The sequence below is a fragment of the Streptomyces coeruleoprunus genome, assembly GCF_039542925.1.
Classification (GTDB): Bacteria; Actinomycetota; Actinomycetes; order Streptomycetales; family Streptomycetaceae; genus Streptomyces; species Streptomyces coeruleoprunus.
The window spans coordinates 5,621,824-5,643,144 of record NZ_BAABIT010000001.1 but is presented as its reverse complement, the minus strand read 5'-3'; the positions used below and the strand labels follow the sequence as shown (position 1 = coordinate 5,643,144).

Annotated in this window: 13 protein-coding genes; 3 read left to right on the top strand and 10 right to left on the bottom strand. The window is 73.9% G+C overall.

The features are described from left to right. Positions 1 to 6: 6 nt before the first annotated feature. Positions 7 to 624 (bottom strand): TetR/AcrR family transcriptional regulator, encoded by a 618-nt coding sequence (locus ABEB09_RS25215; RefSeq protein WP_345692193.1) that lies wholly within the window; start codon positions 622 to 624, stop codon positions 7 to 9. 15 nt (positions 625 to 639) lie between these two features. Further along, positions 640 to 1,437 carry an SDR family oxidoreductase gene (locus tag ABEB09_RS25210; protein WP_345692192.1) on the bottom strand — a complete coding sequence of 266 codons (798 nt, stop codon included), beginning with the start codon at positions 1,435 to 1,437 and terminating at the stop codon, positions 640 to 642. Between the two features lie 49 nt (positions 1,438 to 1,486). Between ABEB09_RS25210 and ABEB09_RS25205 the strand changes: the two genes are divergently transcribed. Both ABEB09_RS25205 and ABEB09_RS25200 read left to right on the top strand, forming a co-directional pair. Next, complete coding sequence (locus tag ABEB09_RS25205; RefSeq protein WP_345692191.1) at positions 1,487 to 2,620, top strand: acyl-CoA dehydrogenase family protein; 1,134 nt, start codon at positions 1,487 to 1,489, stop codon at positions 2,618 to 2,620. After that, the gene (locus tag ABEB09_RS25200; RefSeq protein WP_345692190.1) at positions 2,617 to 3,597 is read left to right on the top strand and encodes an acyl-CoA dehydrogenase family protein; all 981 of its coding nucleotides are present in this window, start codon (positions 2,617 to 2,619) and stop codon (positions 3,595 to 3,597) included. The genes ABEB09_RS25205 and ABEB09_RS25200 overlap by 4 nt, the downstream gene beginning before the upstream one ends. Before the next feature lie 460 nt (positions 3,598 to 4,057). Here the strand turns inward: ABEB09_RS25200 and ABEB09_RS25195 are convergent, their stop codons facing one another. From ABEB09_RS25195 to ABEB09_RS25185, 3 genes are read right to left on the bottom strand one after another with little or no spacing between them, the layout of a single operon-like run. Beyond that, entirely contained in the window at positions 4,058 to 4,435 is a 378-nt protein-coding gene (locus tag ABEB09_RS25195) for a VOC family protein (protein WP_345692189.1), read from the bottom strand. 27 nt (positions 4,436 to 4,462) lie between these two features. Further along, a complete protein-coding gene (locus ABEB09_RS25190; protein ID WP_345692188.1) occupies positions 4,463 to 5,182 on the bottom strand; it encodes a VWA domain-containing protein in 720 nt (239 codons plus the stop codon). Positions 5,183 to 5,196: 14 nt separating this feature from the next. Then, complete coding sequence (locus ABEB09_RS25185; protein ID WP_345692187.1) at positions 5,197 to 11,190, bottom strand: WD40 domain-containing protein; 5,994 nt, start codon at positions 11,188 to 11,190, stop codon at positions 5,197 to 5,199. A 59-nt stretch (positions 11,191 to 11,249) separates the two neighbouring features. Between ABEB09_RS25185 and ABEB09_RS25180 the strand changes: the two genes are divergently transcribed. Continuing rightward, positions 11,250 to 12,446, top strand: coding sequence for an SLC13 family permease (locus tag ABEB09_RS25180; protein WP_345692186.1), 1,197 nt, complete (start codon positions 11,250 to 11,252; stop codon positions 12,444 to 12,446). Positions 12,447 to 12,521: 75 nt separating this feature from the next. Here ABEB09_RS25180 and ABEB09_RS25175 read toward each other — a convergent pair whose 3' ends face one another. The 5 genes from ABEB09_RS25175 to gltB form a co-directional block, all read right to left on the bottom strand. Further along, a complete protein-coding gene (locus ABEB09_RS25175; RefSeq protein ID WP_345692185.1) occupies positions 12,522 to 13,379 on the bottom strand; it encodes an inositol monophosphatase family protein in 858 nt (285 codons plus the stop codon). Beyond that, positions 13,360 to 13,968, bottom strand: a complete 609-nt coding sequence (locus tag ABEB09_RS25170; RefSeq protein ID WP_345692184.1) for a hypothetical protein — start codon at positions 13,966 to 13,968, stop codon at positions 13,360 to 13,362. The genes ABEB09_RS25175 and ABEB09_RS25170 overlap by 20 nt, the downstream gene beginning before the upstream one ends. A 10-nt stretch (positions 13,969 to 13,978) precedes the next feature. After that, entirely contained in the window at positions 13,979 to 14,932 is a 954-nt protein-coding gene (locus tag ABEB09_RS25165; RefSeq protein WP_345692183.1) for a hypothetical protein, read from the bottom strand. A 195-nt stretch (positions 14,933 to 15,127) separates the two neighbouring features. Beyond that, positions 15,128 to 16,588, bottom strand: coding sequence for a glutamate synthase subunit beta (locus tag ABEB09_RS25160; protein ID WP_345692182.1), 1,461 nt, complete (start codon positions 16,586 to 16,588; stop codon positions 15,128 to 15,130). Then, positions 16,581 to 21,140: a glutamate synthase large subunit gene (gene gltB, locus ABEB09_RS25155; protein WP_345692181.1), complete on the bottom strand. Its 4,560-nt coding sequence runs from the start codon at positions 21,138 to 21,140 to the stop codon at positions 16,581 to 16,583. The genes ABEB09_RS25160 and gltB overlap by 8 nt, the downstream gene beginning before the upstream one ends. Between the last annotated feature and the right edge of the window lie 181 nt (positions 21,141 to 21,321).

Here is a 21,321-nt window from a genome sequence, read left to right as displayed (position 1 = left end):
TACGGATCAGGTGCGTACGGCGATCCCGTCCAGCACCATCGACAGGTACTGGCGGGCGATCTCCTCCGGGCTGTGCAGGCCGCCCGGCCGGTACCAGGACGCGGCGACCCACACCGTGTCCCGGACGAACCGGTAGGTGAGCCGGACGTCCAGGTCCGCGCGGAAGACGTGCTCGGCGACGCCCCGCTCCAGCGTCCCCAGCCAGGCCCTCTCGAACCGGGTCTGCGAGTCGGTCAGGTACCGGAAGCGGGGCAGGGCGGCCAGGTGCCGGGACTCCTTCTGGTAGATCGCCACGGCCGCGCGGTGCCGGTCGATCTCCCGGAACGACTCGGTGACGAGGGCCTCGATGGTCTCCCTCGGGCCGAGCCGCGCGTCGAGCACGGCGTCGTACCGGGCCCACAGCTCCCCGAGGAAGCCGGAGAGGATCTCGTCGACCATCGACTCCTTGGAGTCGAAGTGGTAGTAGAGGCTGCCGGCGAGCATGCCGGCGGCATCCGCGATCCGGCGGACGGTCGTCGCGTTGTACCCCTGGGCGGCGAAGACCTCGGCGGCGATGGCGAGGATCTCGGAGCGCCGTTCCGGCGGCGCGGCGGCGGCCGCCGGGGGCTTGTTCTTGTTCGGCACGGGTCCATTCTGGTCCTACGGGTGCTGGCTGCTGACCGAGACCGTCTCGCCCGTGAGGTACGAGGCGTAGCCGCTGGCCAGGAAGACGATGACGTTGGCGACCTCCCAGGGCTCGGCGGGCCGCCCGAACGCCTCGCGCGCGGTCAGCTCGTCGAGCAGTCCGGCGGAGGTGACCCTCACCAGGTGCGGGTGCATGGCCAGGCTGGGGGCGACGGCGTTGACGCGCACGCCGTACGGGGCGGCCTCCAGGGCCGCGCACCGGGTGAGCGCCATGACGCCGGCCTTGGCGGCGGCGTAGTGGGCCTGGCCGGCCTGGGCGCGCCAGCCGGCGACGGAGGCGTTGTTCACCACCACACCGCCCCGGCTGCCGTCACCCGCGTCGCGGAAGTGCCGCAGGGCCGCCCGTACGCAGCGGAACGTGCCGTTCAGGGTCACGTCGAGGACCCGGTGCCACTGGTCGTCGGTCATGTCGGCCAGTTCGGCGGTGCCGCCCAGGCCGGCGTTGTTGACGACGACGTCGAGGCGGCCGTGGAGCCGTACGGCCTCCTCGAACAGGGCACGGACCTGGGCCTCGTCGGTGACGTCACAGGGCCGGGCGGCCACGGCGGCGGGGCCGAACGCGGCGGCGAGCGCCTCCTCCGTCTCCTTCAGGCGGCGGGTGTGGGCGTCGCTGACGAGGACCCTCGCGCCCTCCTCCAGGAGGCGGCGGGCGGTGGCGCCCCCGATGCCGGTGCCCGCGGCGGCGGTGACGACGGCGGTGCGCCCGGCCAGCAGTCCGTGACCGGGCTCGTACGAAGGCTCGACCCTGCGCATGGCCGTACGCTAGCCTGCCAAACGCTTGTTAGGGAAGGTGGTGGGCGCCATGGACCTGGAGCGGTCGGCCGAGCGGGACGCCTTCCGGGCGGAGGCCCGCGCCTGGCTGGAGGCGCACGTGCCGGACCCGCCGCCGCCCTCACTGGAGACCGCGGAGGGCTTCGCCGCGCACCGGGCCTGGGAGGCCGAACTGCACGCCGGGCGCTGGTCGGTGGTGTCCTGGCCGGAGCGGTACGGCGGCCGGGGCGTGGACCTGGTCGGCTGGCTGGCCTTCGAGGAGGAGTACTACGCGGCGGGCGCGCCCGGCCGGGTCGCGCAGAACGGCATCCACCTCCTCGCGCCCACGCTGTTCGACCACGGCACGCCGGAGCAGCGGGAGCGGATCCTGCCGCCGATGGCGAGCGGCCTGACGATCTGGGCGCAGGCCTGGTCGGAGCCGGAGGCGGGCTCGGACCTGGCGTCGCTGCGGTCGCGCGCGGTGCGCGCGGACGGCGGGTGGCTGCTGCACGGGCACAAGACGTGGTCGTCCCGCGCCGCGTTCGCGGACCGGGCGTTCGGCCTCTTCCGCACGGACCCCGAGGCCCGGCGGCACGAGGGCCTGACGTACCTGATGTTCGACCTGCGCGCCCCGGGCGTCACCGTGCGGCCGGTGGGGCGCCTCGACGGGAGACCGGCGTTCGCCGAGGTGGTCCTCGACGGGGTGTTCGTGCCGGACGAGGACGTGATCGGCGCGCCCGGCGACGGCTGGCGCATCGCCATGTCGGCGACCGGCCACGAGCGGGGGCTGCTGCTGCGCTCCCCCGGCCGGTTCCTGGCCGCCGCGGACCGGCTCGTACGGCTGTGGCGGGAACGCGGCGAGGACCGGGGGCTGCGCGACCGGGTGGCGGACGCGGTGATCGGGGCGCGGGCGTACCAGCTGTTCACGCTGGCCCACGCCACCGCGCCCGAGGGCATGCCGGCGGGGGCGGCGAGCCTCAACAAGCTGTTCTGGTCCCGGTACGACATCGCCCTGCACGAGACGGCCCTGGAACTCCTCGGCCCGGACGGCGAGTTCGCCGACACCGCATGGGCCGAGGGCTACACGTTCGCGCTGGCGGGCCCCATCTACGCCGGGACGAACGAGATCCAGCGCGACATCGTCGCCGAGCGCCTGCTGGGCCTGCCGAGGGGCGGACGCCGATGACCTTCCGTCTCACCACCGAGCAACAGGACTTCGCCCGCGCCCTGGACGCGATGCTGAAGGCCGCCGACGCTCCGGCGGCGGCGCGGGCGTGGGCCGCGGGCGACCCGTCGCCGGGGCGCGCGGTGCACCACCGGCTCGCCGTCGCGGGGGTGTTCGCGCTGGCCGTGCCGGAGGCGTACGAGGGGGTGGGCGTCCACCCGGTCGAACTGGCCCTGGCGTGCGCGGCGGCGGGGCGGCACGCGGTGCCCGGGCCCGTCGTGGAGACGGTCGCGGGGGCCGCGCTGCTGGCCCGGCTGGCGGAGCTGGGCGAGGACGGCCCGGCGAAACGGCTGCTGCCCGCCGTCGCGTCGGGCGGGGCCGTGGTGACGCTGGCGACACGGGAGTCGGGCGGGTACGCGCTGGACGCCGACGCGGCGGACGCGGTGCTGGTGGTCGTGGGCGACGAGCTGCGGCTCGCGCGCGGGTGGGAGCCCGTGCGGGTCTCCGCCGACCCGGTGCGGCGCCTCGCCCGGCCGGCGCCGGGCGGGGAGCTGCTGGCGGCCGGGGACCGGGTGACCCGCGCCACCCGGTACGCGGCCGTGTGGGCGGCGCTGGCCACGGCGGCGCAGGCGCTGGGGGTGGGCGGGGCGCTGCTGGACCGCACGGTGGCGTACGTGCGGCAGCGCCACCAGTTCGGGGTGCCGGTCGGCTCCTTCCAGGCGGTGCGGCACCGGCTCGCGGACACGGTGCTGGACCTGGAGTTCGCGCGGCCGCTGCTGTACGGGGCGGCGCTGACGCTGCGTACCGCGGATGTCGCCGCGGCGAAGGTGGCGGCGGGTGAGGCGGCGTATGCGGCGGCCCGCACGGCCCTGCAGCTGCACGGCGCGATCGGCTACACCGACGAGCTGGACCTCTCCTTGTGGCTCCGCAAGGCCCGCCCGTTACGCGACGCGTGGGGCACGCCGTCCTGGTGCCGCGCCCAAGTACTCGCGCCCTGAGCCTCCCCGGCGGCGAGCCGCCCACGGACGGGCGCGCCCACCCCACCCCCACCGGGGGTGAGCCGCCCACATGCGGGCGGCCCCACCCACCCCACCCCCACCGGCGGTGAGCCGCCCACGGGCGGGCGGGTTCCACCCACCCACCCCCGCCGGGGGTGAGCCGCCCACGCACGGGACGGGGGTGGACCGGGGGTCGCGCGCGCAGGATTGGCGACGCAGCAACGCCTCGCTCTCACGGGCCCCGCACGAGCCAATCTGAGCACGTGACCCCCGGGCCGCACCCGGACCCACCCACCATCGTGGCGCGCAGGGGGCGGAGCCTCAGGCCGGGGGGCCGTTCCTGCTGTGCCCACCCGTTCCGCCCTGCGGAACGACTGCCCACAGCAGGACCGGCGGCACAGGCAACGCCAGCCCACAACGACGGAACGGCGGCACGGTGCGGGTTTGTGGCAACCGGCCGTCAGGCCGGGTTGCGTTCGGCCTTGCTGCGTTCGACGCAGAATTCGTTGCCCTCCGGGTCCGCCAGGACCGCCCAACCCGTGCCGTCCGGGCGGCGCTGGTCGGAGATCAGGGTGGCGCCCAGGCCCAGCAGGCGTTCGACCTCCTCGTCGCGCGTGCGGTCCTGGGGCTGGAGGTCGAGGTGGACCCGGTTCTTGACGGTCTTCTTCTCGGGGACCGTGATGAAGAGCAGCCCCCCGCCCGGCGCCTGCACCAGCGCCTCGGGGTCGCCGGGGTGGTCGTCGTCGGAGAGGGGCGCGTCGAGCACGGCGGACCAGAAGGTCGCCAGGGCGTAGGCGTCGGCGCAGTCGATGGTCACATGTCTCACAAGGGAACTCATGGGAGCAGCCTGCCAGTTCCGGCGGACTCACGCGCGGATGATTCCTGCCGCGCGGGCCGCCGCCAGCCACGCCGGGAACCCGCCGACGAGCCGGTCGTACAGCTCCTGGTCGGGAACGCGCCGGGGGTCCACGCCGGCGGGGAAGAAGCCCGCGTTGTCGACGGGCCGCCTGGCCGGGACGGGCAGTTCGTCCAGCTTGCGCAGGAAGTCGAACTGGCGGCTGTGCGGGTCGCCGAAGCCGATGAACTGCCAGAAGAGGGGGAGGCTCGCGGCCTTGCACAGGTACCGCTCGGCCGCGAGCTTGTTGATGGGTCCGCCGTCCGTCTGGAACACCACGAGCGCGGGGGCGGTGGCCCCGCTGTCGAGGTAGTGGTCGATGACGGCGTCCATCGCCAGGTGGTAGCTGGTCTTCCCCATGTGGCCGAGGCCGGCGACGATCCGGCCGATCCGGCCCTCGTGCCCGGCGAGTTCCATCTCGGTCTCGGCGTCGACGTCCGTGGAGAAGAAGACGACGGGGACGCGGCCGTCGTCGTCGAGGTGGGCGGACAGCCCCAGCACCCGGTCGGCGAGGGCCTGGACGCTGCCGTCGTTGTAGTACGGCCGCATCGAGCCGGAGTAGTCCATCACGAGGTAGACCGCGGCGCGCTCCCCGTCGAGTCCGTGCTTGCGCAGCGAGACCCCGGCGCTCTTGTACAGGCTGACCAGCGCGGGCGCGGTCTCCTCGATCTTCCGCAGGCTGACGGGCACAGGTGGCCTTCCCCTCACAGTTCCTCGCCGAGCGGCATCCTGCGCACTCCGGGCAGGTGGTCGTCCAACTCTCCGGGCGCGAACCGGAACATGCCGACGACGTGCCAGAACTCCCCCGCCACGTCGCCCTCGTATTTGTACCCGCCGGACGGGGTCAGCGTCGCCCACCCGTCCGGTACGCCGATGAGGGTGGCCCGCGGGGACGGCGCCCCTCCGCCGGCGGGCAGGTTCCAGAGCCGTACGGTGCCGTCCTCGGCGCCGCTGGCGAGGGCGGTGCCGTCGGGGCTGAACGCGATGGACAGGATCCGCCCGGTGTGGCCGGTCAGTTCGGCGAGCGGGGCTCCGCTGTCGGCGTTCCACAGCGTGACGTTCCGCTGGTCGCCCGCGGCGGCGACGACGGGCCGGGTCGGGTGCGCGGCGACCGTCCACAGCTTCCCGGCGCCGGCGCGCAGCCGCAGCCGGGCCTCTCCGTCGCGCCAGACGATGACCGTGCCGTCCCAGGAGGCGCTGGCGAGCCAGGCGTCGCCGGGGCCGAAGGCGACGCCGTACACGCGGTCGTCGTGGCCGGCGAGTTCGGCCGTGAGGTGGCCCTCGCGGGCCTGCCAGAGCCGTACGAGGCTGTCGTCGCAGCCGGTGGCGAGGAGGTCGCCGTCGCGGTGGAAGGCGATGGACCGGACGCGGCCGCGGTGCCGGTCGAGGGTGGCGACGCGGGTGCCGGTGGAGCGGTACCAGAGGCGGACGGTGTCGTCGTCGTTGGCGGTGGCCAGCAGGTCGCCGGTGGTGTTGAACGCGGTGGCCCACACGTGCTCGGTCTCCGCGCCGAGCTCGCGCAGGAACTCGCCCGTGTCCTGGTTCCACAGATGGACCCGGCCGTCGCTGCTGGCGGTGGCGAGGACGGGGCGGGCGGGGTTGAACACGGCGGAGACCAGGCGGTCGCCGCGCCCGTTCAGCTCCCGGGTGCGGCACCCGGTGCGGGTGTCCCACAGCCGTACGGCCCCGTCGCTGCCGCAGGTCGCCAGGTGGGCGCCGTCGCCGCTGAACGCGACGCCGCCGACGCGCCGCCCGTGGCCGCGCAGGATGCGCCTGCCCTGGCCGGTGGCGGTCTCCCAGACCTGGGCGCCGCCGTCGTTGCCGACGGTCAGCAGCTGGGGTTCGTACGGGTGGAAGGCGCAGGCCCAGGCGGAGCCGCGGTGCTGGAGCGGCTGGCGGCCGTGCAGGGTGACGGTGTGGCCGCCGCGCGGGACGGGCGCGACCGTCCACAGCCGGACGGTGCCGTCGCTGTCGCAGGCGGCGAGGTGGGAGCCGCCGGGGTCGAACCGGACCTGGTAGACGGCGCCGGGGCAGCGCTCCAGCGAGCCGAGCGACGTCCCGACGAGCGGGTCCCACAGCCGTACCTGGCCTTCGGTGTCGCCGCTGACGAGGAGCCGCCCGCCGGGGTGGAAGTCCAGGGTGTAGACCCGCCCGGTGTGGCCGCCGAACTCCTGGCGCAGCCGCCCGTCGTCGGCCTGCCAGATCCGTACCGTCCCGCCGGCGCCGTCGCCGCGGTCGGCGGTGGCGACGAGCGAGCCGTCCGGGCTGAACCGGATGCGGTACACGGCGCCCCGGTGGCCGGGCAGCCGGCGGACGCACGTACCGGTCTCCAGGGACCACACGCGGACGCCGGCCGCCGCGTCGCCGGTGACGAGGGAGCGACCGTCGGGGGCGAACACGGCCGTGTAGACGGGCGCGCGGTGGCCGGGCAGCCGGTGCACGGGCCGTCCGGTGGCCACGTCCCACACGGTGACCAGGCCCTCGGCGTCACCGGTGGCGAGCAGGGTGCCGGCCTCGTCGAGGACGACCGGCCAGACGCCGTCGGGGTGGACGTCGATGCGGTGGCGGCACTCGCCGGAGACGGGGTCCCAGAGGCGTACGACGCCGTCGGAGCCGCCGCTGGCGATGACGGACGGGGCGGCCTTCACGGCGTACACGCGCCCTTCGTGGCCCTGGAGGGTGCGCAGGGCGCGGCCGCTGTCGGCGGCGCACACGAGGATGCCGCCGTCCTCGCTGCCGACGAGGAGGAGTTCGCCGTCGGGGCTGTACGCGATCGGCTCGGGCAGGCGGCTGACGCGCATGCCGAAGCCGTAGGGGACGCCGACGGACGAGGGGCGGAAGCCGGCGTCGACGGGCATGCCGGGGGCGAGGGCCGCGGTGCGCAGCTCGGGGGCGGCGCGGGTGGCGTCGTCGAGGACCGGGTCGACGAGGGCGGCGCGGTGCCAGCGGCTGCCGGTGAGCGTCGCACCGCGCAGATCGGCCCGGGTGAGGCGGGCGCGCCGCAGGTCGGCGCCGGTGAGGGTGGCGCCGCGCAGGTCGGCGCGGTCGAGGCGGGCGCCGACGAGCCGGGCGTCGGTGAGGTCGGCGCCCGCCAGGTTGGCGCCGACGAGGCGGGTGTCGGTGAGGTCGGCGCCGGTCAGGTCGACGTCGGTGAAGTCGCGGTGGGACAGGTCCTCGCCGGCGAGCCGGGCCCCGCGCAGGTCGGCGTGGGCGGGGACGCGCAGGCGGTCGCCGATGCGGACGGCGTTGGCGCGGGCGGCGTCGCCGGCGGCGCGGCGGGTTCCGGCGTCGCCGGCGGTGCCGTCGAGGGTCCGGCGGACCCAGCGGGCGCAGGCCTCGTGGTCGGCGAGGTCGCAGAGGAACTCGACGGCGAGCCTGCTGAGGGGCCGGGTGTGGAGGAGGTCGTCGTGTCCTTCGGCGAGGCGGCGGGCGGCCTCGCGGGCGATCAGCCACTCCTCGACGGAGCTGTGGATGAAGTGGAACAGCCCGTCGTCGGTGCGGACGAGGAGGCTGCCGGCGCCGACGGAGTGGCCGAGTTCCTGCGGGGAGCGGCCGACGCCCGGGTCCGCGGTGCGGGAGGGGACGGTGAGGCGGCTGAGGGTGTCGGCGACGGCGTCGGTCAGCTCGTCGTGGCGCAGCGCGGTGCGGCCGCTCTCCCACAGGCGGCGGGCGAGGGCGGTGACGGCGGCCCACAGTTCGTCGAGGCCCAGGGCGGGCGGGGCGCCCGGTCCCTTGCTTCCGCGCCGCTCCTCGAACTGGAGCCAGGAGGTGAAGATGTCCTCGTAGAGGCGGGCGGGGCTGAGGGCGCGGCCGGCTCCGGCGACGGCCCGCAGCCGGTCGGTGGCGAGCTGGGCGACGAAGGACAGCAGCCGCGGGTTGCGGCACAGTCCGAGCAGGTCGGGGATGTTCTCCAGGAGCCGGAAGCGGCCGGCGGCGGCCTCCTCGTCGCCGTAGGTCTTGGCGAGGTACGAGCGGATCTGGTCCGGTGTGAAGCCCTCGACGGACAGGATGCGCCGCTGGGGCAGCAGGCCGACGCGCTCGCCGAGCGCGGTGAGGATCTGCTCGTGGGACTTGAAGTGCTGGGTGCGGCTGGAGACGACGATCTTGGCGTTGTCGACGGCGGCGTCGAGGAGGACCTGCAGGTGGTCGGCGGCGCGGTCGTAGCTGACCCGGTTGACGAGTTCGTCGAAGCCGTCGAAGAGGAGGACGACCCTGCCCTGGGCGAGCATGTAGCGCAGGGCGCGCAGGTCGATGGTGTCGACGTGGTGGCCGGCGAGGTGGGCGGCGACGAGCCCTTCGAGGCTGTGGGCCCGGTCGAGGGTGTTGAGGGGGATGAACAGCGGGGTGAGGTGCGGGAGTTCGTCGGGGATGCGGCGGGCCAGCTCGCGCAGGGCGAAGGTCTTGCCGTGCCCGAAGTCGCCGAGGAGCAGGACGAACCGGCCGTGGTCGGCCTCCAGCAGCTCCAGCAGGTCCTCGACGAGGTTGTCGTGCTCGGCGGAGGCGTCGGAGTCGGGCCGGTCGGCGTCGCGGTAGCGCTGGGGCAGGTAGCGCATGGGGGCGTACTGCTCGCTGGCGAGGAGGCCGGCGGTCTGGGCGGCGACGTAGCCGCGCAGGTCGAGCAGGCCCTGGAACTCCAGGAAGCTGCGCACGCGTACGCCGTGCCGGACGGCCCGTTCGCGTAAGGCCGGGTCGGGGGCGGCCCCGTCGTGGACGAGTTCCGCCTCGGCGCCGGGTCCGGCGGCGTGGAGCTGGGCGAGGAACCGGTCGAGCTGGTCGTCGCCCGGGGTGCCGGGGTGGACGGCGATGCGCTGCTGGCGTACGACGCCCTCCTCGCGCCAGGTGACCATGATCTGGGCCATGTCGGCGGAGGTGCGGCGGGGTACGTCGCGCAGCCGGACGCCGTCGCGGCGGGCGAGGCACACCTCCTTGACGCGTTCGGTGAGGGAGTCGGCGGGCGTGTCGTCGAACGGGGCGCGCTCGTGGACGGGTTCGGGCGGGACCGCGGGCCCGGGCGGCTGCGCGGCGGGGAAGATCCGGGCGGCGCGGGGCCAGGTGGCGGGGAAGGTGTCGGCCGGGGCCTCGGGCGGCGCGTCCGCGACGCCGGCGCCGTGGTGGCCGGCGTGGTGGTCGGTCCTGGCGGGGCCGTGGCCCGTGGCGTGGCCGGGGCGGCCGCGGCCGCGGTCGTACCAGCGGGTGATGCCGTCGGCGGTGAGCTTGAGGAGCTGGAAGCGGGCGGGGGCGGCGGCGCCGAGGACGGGCAGTCCGCCCTTGGGGTCGGCCCCGGTGCCGGGGAGGCGGGTGTGGCTGGGGACGGTGCCGGTGGAGCGGGGGCCTCCGGTCGGGCCGTGGAGCAGCAGGTGGAGGCGGGGCCCGGCCAGTTCGGTGAGCGTCGCGGTGTCCTCCAGGGCGCCGGGGCCGCCGGGCGCGTCGCCGGGGCGGGTGGCGTGGGTGAGCGGGTGGCGCAGGGCCCCGACGCGGAGCCAGCCCTCCTCCTCGTACGGGCGCAGTGCCTCGGCGAACCAGGCGGCCTGGTCACGGCCGATGTGCCCGTACTGGTCCTCCAGGCGGTGGCTGTGGGCGAGCGACGAGTTGAATCCGGCGACGACGGTGTTCAGTTCGGGGACGGGGAACAGCGTCCAGGGCTGGTCGCTGTCGAAGACGGTGTCGAGGCCGTGGTAGAGGCTGCGGAACAGCCGGGTGTAGTGGCGCCACTTGGGCCAGTAGGGCGGCTGCGGGGCGACCTCGTCGGCCTCGCAGGTGTGGAAGTAGGCGCGGCAGGCGGCCTGGTTGACGTCCTGGGCGCCGGGGATGACGACGACGCGCTGCGGGGGCAGGTCGAGCTGGGCGCGCAGGGAGGTGAGGAAGCTCAGGGCCTGGTCGCACTCGCGGGGGCTGCCGGACGCGGTGAGGTCGCCGGTGACGACGAGCAGGTCGGGGGCGGGGGCGCCGCTGTTGCGCAGGACGATGAGGTCGCCGCGGATCTCGCGGGCCAGGGCGTCGGGTTCGCGGCCGCGCCCGAAGTCGGGTCCGGCGAGGTGCAGGACGGTGACGGCGTCCTGGGCGGCGGTGGGCTGCGGGTCCTGGGGGTAGCGCGGTGCGCGGGTGGGTCGTCTGCGGCCGGCCCAGCCGGGGCCGCCGAGCCAGCGCTGGGCGGGCAGTCGCACCTCGGGCGCGAGGGGCCGGCCCGTGGTGCGGGCGGTGGCGGCGTCGCCGGGGTAGCCGGGGCGGCGGGCGGGGCGGGCGTGCCCGTCGAGGGCCTGCTCGACGCGGGCGAGCAGCAGCGTGCGGGCGGCGGCCGCGTCGGCGACGCCGACGAGGTCGACGTACGTGATGGTGGCGAGGAGCCCTTCGACGGGGATGTCGTCGACGCGGACGGTGAGCAGCCGCCGCTCGGGCGCCTCGGGGTCGGCGCGCAGGGCGGCCGTCCACTCCATCCGGCCGTACAGGGACCGCTCGTAGTGGCGGGAGAGGACGGCGATGACGGCGGCGGACTCGCTCACGCCGCGGTCCATGAAGTCGATGAAGTTGCTGCCCGGGACGAAGTCCCAGGCCTGGACGACCGTCCGGTACCCGGCCTCCTCCAGGGTCCAGGCGATCCAGGAGGCCCAGGCCTCGTCGGCCGGGGAGTAGCTGATGAAGAAGTCCAGGGGCTGTGCGTGGAGGTCCGGTTCACCGTTCGACAGCGCGCGTCCAGGCATACGACTCAGGTTAGAACGGGGCCGGTGCGATGTCCGGGGGAAAACCTATGCTCGTTTCCGTGACTTCGACTCTCCTCGGACGCCTGCACCCGCTGGACTGGCTCGCCGCCGCGCTGCTCGCGCTGGGGGTGCTCGCGGTCGCGACCGGTCTGCTGCCCACGGGGCCCGCCTCGGACGTGCTGGCGCGGATCGGTCCGCTGCTGGTGTTCCTCGCGACGGTGATCGTGCTGGCGGAGCTGACGGGGAAGGCGGAGGTCTTCGACGTCGTGGCCACGTGGGTGGCGCGGGCCGGGCAGGGCAGTTATGTGCTGCTGTTCGCCTGGTGCGTGGTCTTCGCGTCGGTCACTACGATCACACTGAACCTGGACACGACGGCGGTGCTGCTGACGCCGGTGATGCTGGCGCTGGCGTCCCGGGTGGGCATCGCGGCGGTGCCGCTGGCGATGACGACGGTGTGGCTGGCCAATACGGCGAGCCTGCTGCTCCCCGTGTCGAACCTGACGAACCTGCTGGCCGCGGACCGGGTGGCGCTGTCGCCGTCGCGGATGGCGGCGGTGATGTGGGCGCCCCAACTGGCGGCGATCGCCGCGACGATGGCGTGCCTGTGGGTGTTCTACTGGCGGCGGGGGCGGCGCGGCGCGGCGCGCTACACGCCGCCGGAGCGGCCCCGCCCGGCCGATCCGGTGCTGACGCGGGTGTGCGCGGTGGCGTGCGGCGGTTTCCTGGTGGCGCTGCTGGTCGCGGACGTGCCGCTGTGGGCGGCGTCGGCGACGGCGGCGCTGGTGGTCGTGGTGGCGTTCGCGGTACGGCGGCGGGAGGAGCTGCGGCCCTCGCTGGTGCCGTGGCGGCTGCTGGTGCTGGTGCCGGGGATGTTCCTGGTGGTGGAGACGGTCAGCGCGCACGGGCTGCACGAGATACTGGCCCGGCTGATCGGCGCGGGCGAGGGCCCGTGGGGGGTGCTCCGCACGGCGCTGGTGGGTGCGGGGTTCTCCAACGCGCTCAACAACCTGCCGGCGTACGTGGCGAGCGAGGCGGTGGTTCCGGCGGGCAACCACGAGCAGCTGCTGGGCCTGCTGATCGGGGTCAACGTGGGCCCGCTGGTCACACCGTGGGCGTCGCTGGCGACGCTGCTGTGGTTCGAGCGCTGCCGCTGGCACGGCACGCGCATCGCGCTGGGCCGTTTCATGTCGACGAGCCTGGTCCTGTCGGCGACGGGAGTCCTGGCGGCGACCGCGGCCCTGGCGGTGACGGTCTAGGATCCGGAGCCCCGCCGAGGGGCTGGATTAAGCCCCTCGGCGTTTGAGGAGCGGGGGGGTCGGGGGCGGGCGCGGTCACCGCTGCGGGTGCAGGGCCGCCGCGACCCGGTCCAGGACGTAGGTGAGGGTGTCCGCGCGGGCGGCGACGTAGCTGCGGGTGGTGGCCGGGCCGGTGAAGCCGGGGTGGAAGGGCGCGCCGTCCAGGGTGCGCAGCTCCACGCCCGCCTCGGCGGCGAGCAGGGCGCCGGCGGGCAGGTCGACGGCCTCGGCGCGGTAGCCCACGAAGCCGTCAATGGTGCCACGCGCGAGCAGGGCCCAGCCGAGGAGCGGCGCCCACAGCTGGAGGACGCGGCGGCAGCCCTGTTCCAGGGCGCCGCGCAGGGCGAGTGCCGTGGGGTCGCCGCGGTCCACGGCGTGCCCCTGGGTCCAGGCGAGGACGGGCCCGGGGGGCGGGACGTCGCCGGGCGGGCCGGGCAGCGGGGCGCCGTCGGCGGTGTGGGCGCCCTGCCCGGTGACGGCGTGCCAGGTACGGCCGGTGAGGGGTTCGTGGACGACGCCGACGACGGGGCTGTCGCCGACGCAGAGGGCGACGCCGACGACGTACGCGGGGAGGCCGATGGCCACGTTGTTGCTGCCGTCCAGGGGGTCGACGAGCCAGGTGCGGCAGTCCGTGGTGGGGGCGGCGCCCAGCAGCCCGGCTTCCTCGGAGAGGATCCGGTCGTGCGGGAAGTGGCGGCGCAACCGGGCGAGGATGAGCCGCTCGGCGGCGAGGTCCAGGTCGGTGACGACGTCGCCGTTGCCGCCCTTGGTGCGCAGGGTGCGGGCGTCGGCGAAGTGGCCGCGCAGCAGCGGTCCGGTGGCCTCGGCCGCGGCGACGGCGACGCGCCGCTCGGTGGCGAAGGGCCCGTCCGCGTCAGGGGCGGCGTTCGGCATGGATCCTCCCGAGGGCCGTGCGGACGGCCCGGATGGTGTCCTCGGTGCCGCACAGCAGGCGGGTGGTGCGGCGTGGCGGGCCGTCGAGGGGGCCCAGGGACAGGTCGCGGCCGCCGGGGACGGACCGGCCCTCGACCAGGGTGGCGGCGGCGAGGCCCGGTGTCACGACGGTGGAGTGGAACACGCCGGCGCCGAGCGCGTAGGCCTGGCCGGCGGTGCTGATGTGGGTGGCGCCGGGTTCGGCGCGCACGCGGCGGCCGGTGGGGCGGATCTCGTCGACGCCGTCGGGGCCGACCCGCACCTCGAACACGCGGTGGGTGGCGCCGGCGGGGTCGTCGCGCACGTCCACGTGGACGTTGCCCACCTCGCCGTAGAGGACGTGGCTGAGCAGCTCCCAGCTGTGGGCGTGCATGGGCGGCGCCGCGGGCGGGCCGCCGGCGTCGTGCTCGGGTCCGAAGAGGTGCAGGCACACCCCGTCGGGGCCGTGCCGGACGAGGGGCAGGCACAGGAATCCGAGCGGGTGCCGTACGGCCCGTAACTCCCGTTTCCCCGCGGCGATCTCCTCCAGTGCGGGCAGGAAGGCGTCCACGGCGGCAGTCTCACCTCCCGTAGGGGTCCTCCGCGTGCAGGGCCTTCTGGATGATCTCGCCGACGTCGGACTCGCCGAAGGAGCGCGGGAGGGACAGGCCCAGGGCGTCGAAGAGGGCGCGCACCTCCTCGACGGTCGGGTCCGGGCTCAGGAGCGTGGCGCCCCGCAGATCGAGGGTGGTGGCCTGCTCGCGGCTCTGGTGGAGTTCGGTCAGGTAGTAGTCGTAGAGCGGCTGGCCGCGCCGGACCTGGAGGTTGACCCGGGAGGGGTCGTCCTGCGTGATGATCAGGGTGGAGTCGGACAGGTCGAAGCGGAGCGTCGGCACGGTCGACGACAGGTGGACGCCGATGTCCAGGGTGGTCAGCTGCCGGCGGTACCAGCAGGCGGCGAGGATCGTCGCGTACGACTCCTTGCTGGTGCGGTCGGCGGTCCAGACGCCGCCGCCCTGGGGTCCTGGCCCGGAGAACATCCGGCGGAACTGGGCGTAGGCGTTGCAGGCCCGGTCGTCGGCCGGGTTCAGGATCTCGATCTTCACGTTGAGCTGGGAGCGGTTCTCCTTGGCGGCGCGCACGCACTGCGGGAGGGTGACGGCCCTCAGGTAGGTGCCGGTGCCGCCCTTGAAGTACCAGAGGTTGGTGCCCTGGCGGGCCTCGCGCAGCGCCTCGCGGACCTCGTTGCCGGACAGGGAGCGGACCATGGTGAGGTCCTCGATGGCGCGGCGGGTGCCCTCCATGGCCTCCTGCATGGCGAGCGGCCTTCGGGCCCGCTCGGCGAGGGAGCCGACGGCGAGGGCGCCGAGGACGACGAGGGTGGCGCCGGAGGCGAAGTCCGCCTCGATGAGCTTGTCGCCGAAGATGTCGAGGAAGCCGACGACGAGGCCGATCCCGGCCGCGAAGACGATTTCGAAGTTGCGCAGGGCGAACGCGATCGCCCGTTCGAGCCGCCCGGCTCGCGCCGCTGCCATGGGTGCCCCCTTTACCCCGGTCGCCAGCCGATCGTAGGAGACGGGGCGGGTCGCCCACCAGGGTGCGCAGGAGGGTGCGCAAGGCGCAGCGCCCGCCAAGGGTCCGGTCGGGGACATGGCGGGCGCTGCTGTGTTCCGCACGCCGTTGTACGGGACGTCTTGTGGGAGGCCCGGCTCGCGCCGGGCCTCGGGCCGTCAGACCGTGAGTGCGCGGTCCGTCGGGCGGATCGGGGCCGGCAGCTCGCTGGCACCCGTCAGGTAGCGGTCCACGCCGCGTGCCGCGGAGCGGCCCTCGGCGATGGCCCACACGATGAGCGACTGGCCGCGGCCGGCGTCGCCCGCGACGAACACGCCGTCGACGTTGGTCCGGAAGTCGGCGTCGCGGGCGATATTACCGCGTTCGTCGAGTTCCAGGCCGAACTGGTCGACCAGGCCGTTCTGGACGTCCGTGCCGGTGAAGCCCATGGCGAGCGTGACCAGCTGGGCCGGGATCCTCCGCTCGGTGCCGGGCTTCTGCGTCAGCTTGCCGTCGACGAACTCGACCTCGACGAGGTGCAGGAACTGGACGTTGCCGTCCTCGTCGCCCTCGAAGTGGGTCGTGGACACCGAATAGACGCGCTCGCCGCCCTCCTCGTGGGCCGAGGTGACCTTGTACAGCATGGGGAAGGTCGGCCACGGCTGGTGCGGCGCCCGCTCCTCGCCGGGCTGGGGCATGATCTCCAGCTGGGTGACGGAGGCCGCGCCCTGGCGGTGGGCGGTGCCCACGCAGTCGGCGCCGGTGTCGCCGCCGCCGATGACGACGACGTGCTTGCCCTCGGCCGTGATCGGCGGGGTGACGAAGTCGCCCTCCTGGACCTTGTTGGCCAGCGGCAGGTACTCCATCGCCTGGTGGATGCCCTTGAGTTCGCGGCCCGGCACGGGCAGGTCGCGGGCCGTGGTGGCGCCGGCGGCGATGACGACGGCGTCGTACCGCTTGCGCAGGTCCGTGGCCTTGAGGTCGCGGCCGATCTCGATGCCGGTGCGGAATCGGGTGCCCTCCGCGCGCATCTGCTCGATGCGCCGGTTGATGTGCCGCTTCTCCATCTTGAACTCGGGGATGCCGTAGCGCAGCAGGCCGCCGATGCGGTCGGCGCGCTCGTACACGGCGACCGTGTGGCCGGCCCGGGTCAGCTGCTGCGCGGCGGCGAGGCCCGCCGGGCCGGAGCCGATGACGGCGACGGTCTTGCCGGACAGCCGCTCCGGGGGCTGGGGCGCCACGTTGCCGGACTCCCAGGCCTTGTCGATGATCGAGACCTCGACGTTCTTGATGGTGACGGCCGGCTGGTTGATGCCGAGCACGCACGCCGCCTCGCAGGGCGCGGGGCACAGCCGCCCGGTGAACTCCGGGAAGTTGTTCGTGGCGTGCAGCCGCTCGTACGCCGCGCCCCAGTCCTCGCGGTAGGCGAAGTCGTTCCACTCGGGGATGAGGTTCCCGAGCGGGCAGCCGTTGTGGCAGAAGGGGATGCCGCAGTCCATGCACCGCGACGCCTGCTTGCTGATGATCGGCAGCAGGGAGCCGGGGACGTAGACCTCGTTCCAGTCCTTGACGCGCTCGCTCACCGGGCGGGTCTTGGCGACCTCACGGCCGGTGGTCAGGAAGCCCTTGGGGTCAGCCATTGGTCGCCGCCTCCATCATCTTCTCGGTGGTCTCGGTCTCGGAGAGACCGGCCCGCTCGGCGGCGTCCTTGGCGGCGAGCACTGCCTTGTACGTGGTCGGGATGATCTTGCTGAAGCGGTCCACGGCGACGGACCACTCGGCGAGGAGCTTCTCGGCGACGGTGGAGCCGGTCTCCTCGTGGTGGCGGCGCACCACGTCGTGCAGCCACGCCTTGTCGGTGTCGTCCAGGGCCTCGACCGCCGACAGGTTGCCGGAGTTGACGTTGTCCCGGTCGAGGTCGATGACGTACGCGACACCGCCGGACATGCCGGCCGCGAAGTTGCGCCCGGTCTCGCCGAGCACGACCGCGTGGCCGCCGGTCATGTATTCGCAGCCGTGGTCGCCGACGCCCTCGGAGACGACCAGCGCGCCGGAGTTGCGGACGCAGAAGCGCTCGCCGGTGCGGCCGCGCAGGAACATCTCGCCGCCGGTCGCGCCGTACGCGATGGTGTTGCCGGCGATGGTCGAGTACTCGGCCAGGTGGTCGGCGCCGCGGTCCGGGCGGACCACGATCCGGCCGCCGGACAGGCCCTTGCCGACGTAGTCGTTGGCGTCGCCCTCCAGGCGCAGGGTCACGCCGCGCGGCACGAACGCGCCGAAGGACTGGCCGGCCGAGCCGGTGAAGGTGATGTCGATGGTGTCGTCGGGCAGGCCCGCGCCACCGAACTTCTTCGTCACCGCGTGGCCGAGCATCGTGCCGACCGTCCGGTTGATGTTGCGGATCGCGACCTGGGCGCGGACCGGCTGGGCCGCCTCGGCGGAGGCGGCGCCGAGCGCGTCGGCGGCCAGCTCGATCAGCTCGTTGTCGAGCGCCTTCTCCAGGCCGTGGTCCTGCTCGATCAGCTGGTGGCGCACGGCGCCCTCGGGCAGGTCCGGGACGTGGAACAGCGGGGCCAGGTCCAGGCCCTGGGCCTTCCAGTGGTCCACGGCGGCGGCGGTGTCGAGGAGTTCGGCGTGACCGACGGCCTCCTCCAGGGTGCGGAAGCCCAGCTCGGCCAGCAGCTCGCGGACCTCTTCGGCGATGAACTCGAAGAAGTTGACGACGAACTCGGCCTTGCCGGAGAACCGCTCGCGCAGCACCGGGTTCTGCGTGGCGATGCCGACCGGGCAGGTGTCCAGGTGGCAGACGCGCATCATGACGCAGCCGGAGACGACGAGCGGCGCGGTCGCGAAACCGAACTCCTCGGCGCCGAGCAGCGCGGCGATGATCACGTCGCGGCCGGTCTTGAGCTGGCCGTCGGTCTGGACGACGATCCGGTCGCGCAGCCCGTTGAGCAGCAGGGTCTGCTGGGTCTCGGCGAGGCCCAGCTCCCAGGGGCCGCCGGCGTGCTTGAGCGACGTCAGCGGGGACGCGCCCGTGCCGCCGTCGTGGCCGGAGATGAGCACGACGTCCGCGTGGGCCTTGGACACACCGGCCGCGACCGTGCCGACACCGACCTCGGAGACCAGCTTCACGTGGATGCGGGCCGCCGGGTTGGCGTTCTTGAGGTCGTGGATCAGCTGCGCCAGGTCCTCGATGGAGTAGATGTCGTGGTGCGGCGGCGGGGAGATCAGGCCGACGCCGGGCGTGGAGTGACGCGTCTTGGCGACCCACGGGTAGACCTTGTGGCCGGGCAGCTGGCCGCCCTCGCCGGGCTTGGCGCCCTGGGCCATCTTGATCTGGATGTCGTCGGCGTTGACCAGGTACTCGGAGGTCACACCGAAGCGGCCGGAGGCGACCTGCTTGATGCTGGACCGGCGCGCCGGGTCGTACAGGCGCTCCGGGTCCTCGCCGCCCTCACCGGTGTTGGACTTGCCGCCCAGCTGGTTCATGGCGATGGCGAGGGTCTCGTGCGCCTCGCGGGAGATGGAGCCGTACGACATGGCGCCGGTGGAGAACCGCTTGACGATCTCGGAGACCGGCTCGACCTCGTCGAGGGAGATCGACGGGCGGTCCGACTTGAAGCCGAACAGGCCGCGCAGCGTCATCAGCCGCTCGGACTGCTCGTTCACGCGCTCCGTGTACTTCTTGAAGATGTCGTACCGCTTGGCGCGCGTGGCGTGCTGGAGGCGGAAGACCGTCTCGGGGTCGAACAGGTGCGGCTCGCCCTCGCGGCGCCACTGGTACTCGCCGCCGATCTCCAGGGCGCGGTGGGCGGGCGCGATGCCGCTGGCCGGGTACGCCTTGGCGTGGCGGGCGGCGACCTCCTTGGCGACGACGTCGATCCCCGCGCCGCCGATCTTGCTGGCGGTGCCGTTGAAGTACGTGTCGACGAAGGCCTGGTCGAGGCCGACGGCCTCGAAGACCTGGGCGCCGCGGTAGGAGGCGACGGTCGAGATGCCCATCTTCGACATGACCTTCAGCACGCCCTTGCCGAGGGCGTAAATGAGGTTGCGGATGGCCTTCTCGGGCTCGATGCCCTCGATGAACGTACCGGCGCGCAGCAGGTCCTCGACGGACTCCATGGCGAGGTACGGGTTGACGGCGGCGGCGCCGTAGCCGATGAGGAGCGCCACGTGGTGCACCTCGCGGACGTCGCCGGCCTCGACCAGCAGGCCCACCTTGGTGCGCTGCTTGGTGCGGATGAGGTGGTGGTGGACGGCAGCGGTGAGCAGCAGCGACGGGATCGGGGCGTGCTCGGCGTCGGAGTGCCGGTCGGACAGGACGATCAGCCGGGCGCCGTCCTCGATGGCGGCGTCGGCCTCGGCGCAGATCTCCTCGATGCGGGCGGCGAGGGCGTCGCCGCCGCCGGAGACCCGGTAGAGACCGGAGAGGGTGACGGCGGTCATGCCGGGCATGTCGCCGTCGGCGTTGATGTGGATGAGCTTGGCCAGCTCGTCGTTGTCGATGACCGGGAACGGCAGGGTGACGCTGCGGCAGGACGCGGCGGTCGGCTCCAGCAGGTTGCCCTGGGGGCCGAGCGAGGAGTGCAGCGAGGTGACCAGTTCCTCGCGGATGGCGTCCAGCGGCGGGTTGGTGACCTGCGCGAACAGCTGGGTGAAGTAGTCGAAGAGCAGGCGCGGCCGCTCGGAGAGCGCGGCGATCGGCGAGTCCGTGCCCATGGAGCCGATCGGCTCGGCGCCGGTGCGGGCCATCGGCGCGAGGATGACGCGCAGCTCCTCCTCGGTGTAGCCGAAGGTCTGCTGGCGGCGGGTGACCGAGGCGTGGGTGTGGACGATGTGCTCGCGCTCGGGCAGGTCGCCCAGCTCGATGATCCCGGTCTCCAGCCACTCCTGGTACGGGTGCTCGGCGGCCAGGGCGGCCTTGATCTCGTCGTCCTCGATGATGCGGTGCTCGGCGGTGTCGACGAGGAACATCTTGCCGGGCTGGAGGCGGCCCTTGCGGACGACCTTGGAGGGGTCGATGTCGAGGACGCCGACCTCGGAGGAGAGGACGACGAGGCCGTCGTCGGTGACCCAGTAGCGGCCGGGGCGCAGACCGTTGCGGTCGAGGACCGCGCCGACCTGGACGCCGTCGGTGAAGGTGACGCAGGCGGGGCCGTCCCAGGGCTCCATCATCGTGGAGTGGTACTGGTAGAAGGCGCGCCGGGCCGGGTCCATGGAGTCGTGGTTCTCCCACGCCTCGGGGACCATCATCAGCACGGCGTGCGGCAGGGACCGCCCGCCGAGGTGCAGCAGCTCCAGGACCTCGTCGAAGGAGGCGGAGTCGGAGGCGTCGGGGGTGCAGACCGGGAAGATCCGCTCCAGGGACGCCTCGCCGAACAGCCCGGTGGCCAGCTGCGACTCACGGGCCCGCATCCAGTTGCGGTTGCCCTTGACGGTGTTGATCTCACCGTTGTGGGCGACGAACCGGTAGGGGTGGGCGAGCGGCCAGCTCGGGAAGGTGTTGGTGGAGAACCGGGAGTGGACGAGCGCCACGGCGGAGGCGAGCCGGCGGTCGGAGAGGTCCGGGAAGAACGGCTCCAGCTGGCCCGTGGTGAGCATGCCCTTGTAGACGAGGGTGCGGGCGGACAGCGACGGGAAGTACACCCCGGCCTCGCGCTCGGCGCGCTTGCGCAGCGCGAACGCCTTGCGGTCGAGGGCGATGCCGCTGTTCTCGCCGTCGGCCACGAAGAGCTGGCGGAAGGCCGGCATGGTCGAGCGGGCGGTGGCGCCGAGCAGCTCGGGGGTGACGGGGACCTCGCGCCAGCCGAGGACCGTGAGGCCCTCCTCGGCGGCGATCGTCTCGATCTGCGGGACGGCGGTGGCCTCGGAGCCCTCGGGGAGGAAGCCCGTTCCGACGGCGTACGCGCCCGCCTCGGGCAGTTCGAAGCCGGCGACCTCGCGCAGGAAGGCGTCCGGGACCTGGAGGAGGATGCCGGCGCCGTCACCGGAGTCGGGCTCCGAGCCGGTCGCGCCGCGGTGCTCCAGGTTGCGCAGTACGGTCAGCGCCTGCTCGACCAGCTCGTGGCTGGGAACACCGGTGAGGGTGGCCACGAACCCGACGCCGCAGGCGTCGTGCTCGTTGCGGGGGTCGTACATCCCCTGCGGGGCGGGGCGACCGTCCATGGGCGACCAGGCGTCGGAACGCATCGGCTCTCCCGTCGTCGTCGTGGCATTTGTGAGTGCCAGAGGGACGACGTTGGCCCTCCGCTGAAATTTCGTGCAGGTTACATGATGGAGGGGTTCTCGGAAAGCGGATAGCCCATTCCAGCATGCGGACACCGCGGCATGCGGCGGAGTCGGTTCGAGGGGGGACAGATCACCCCGGAAC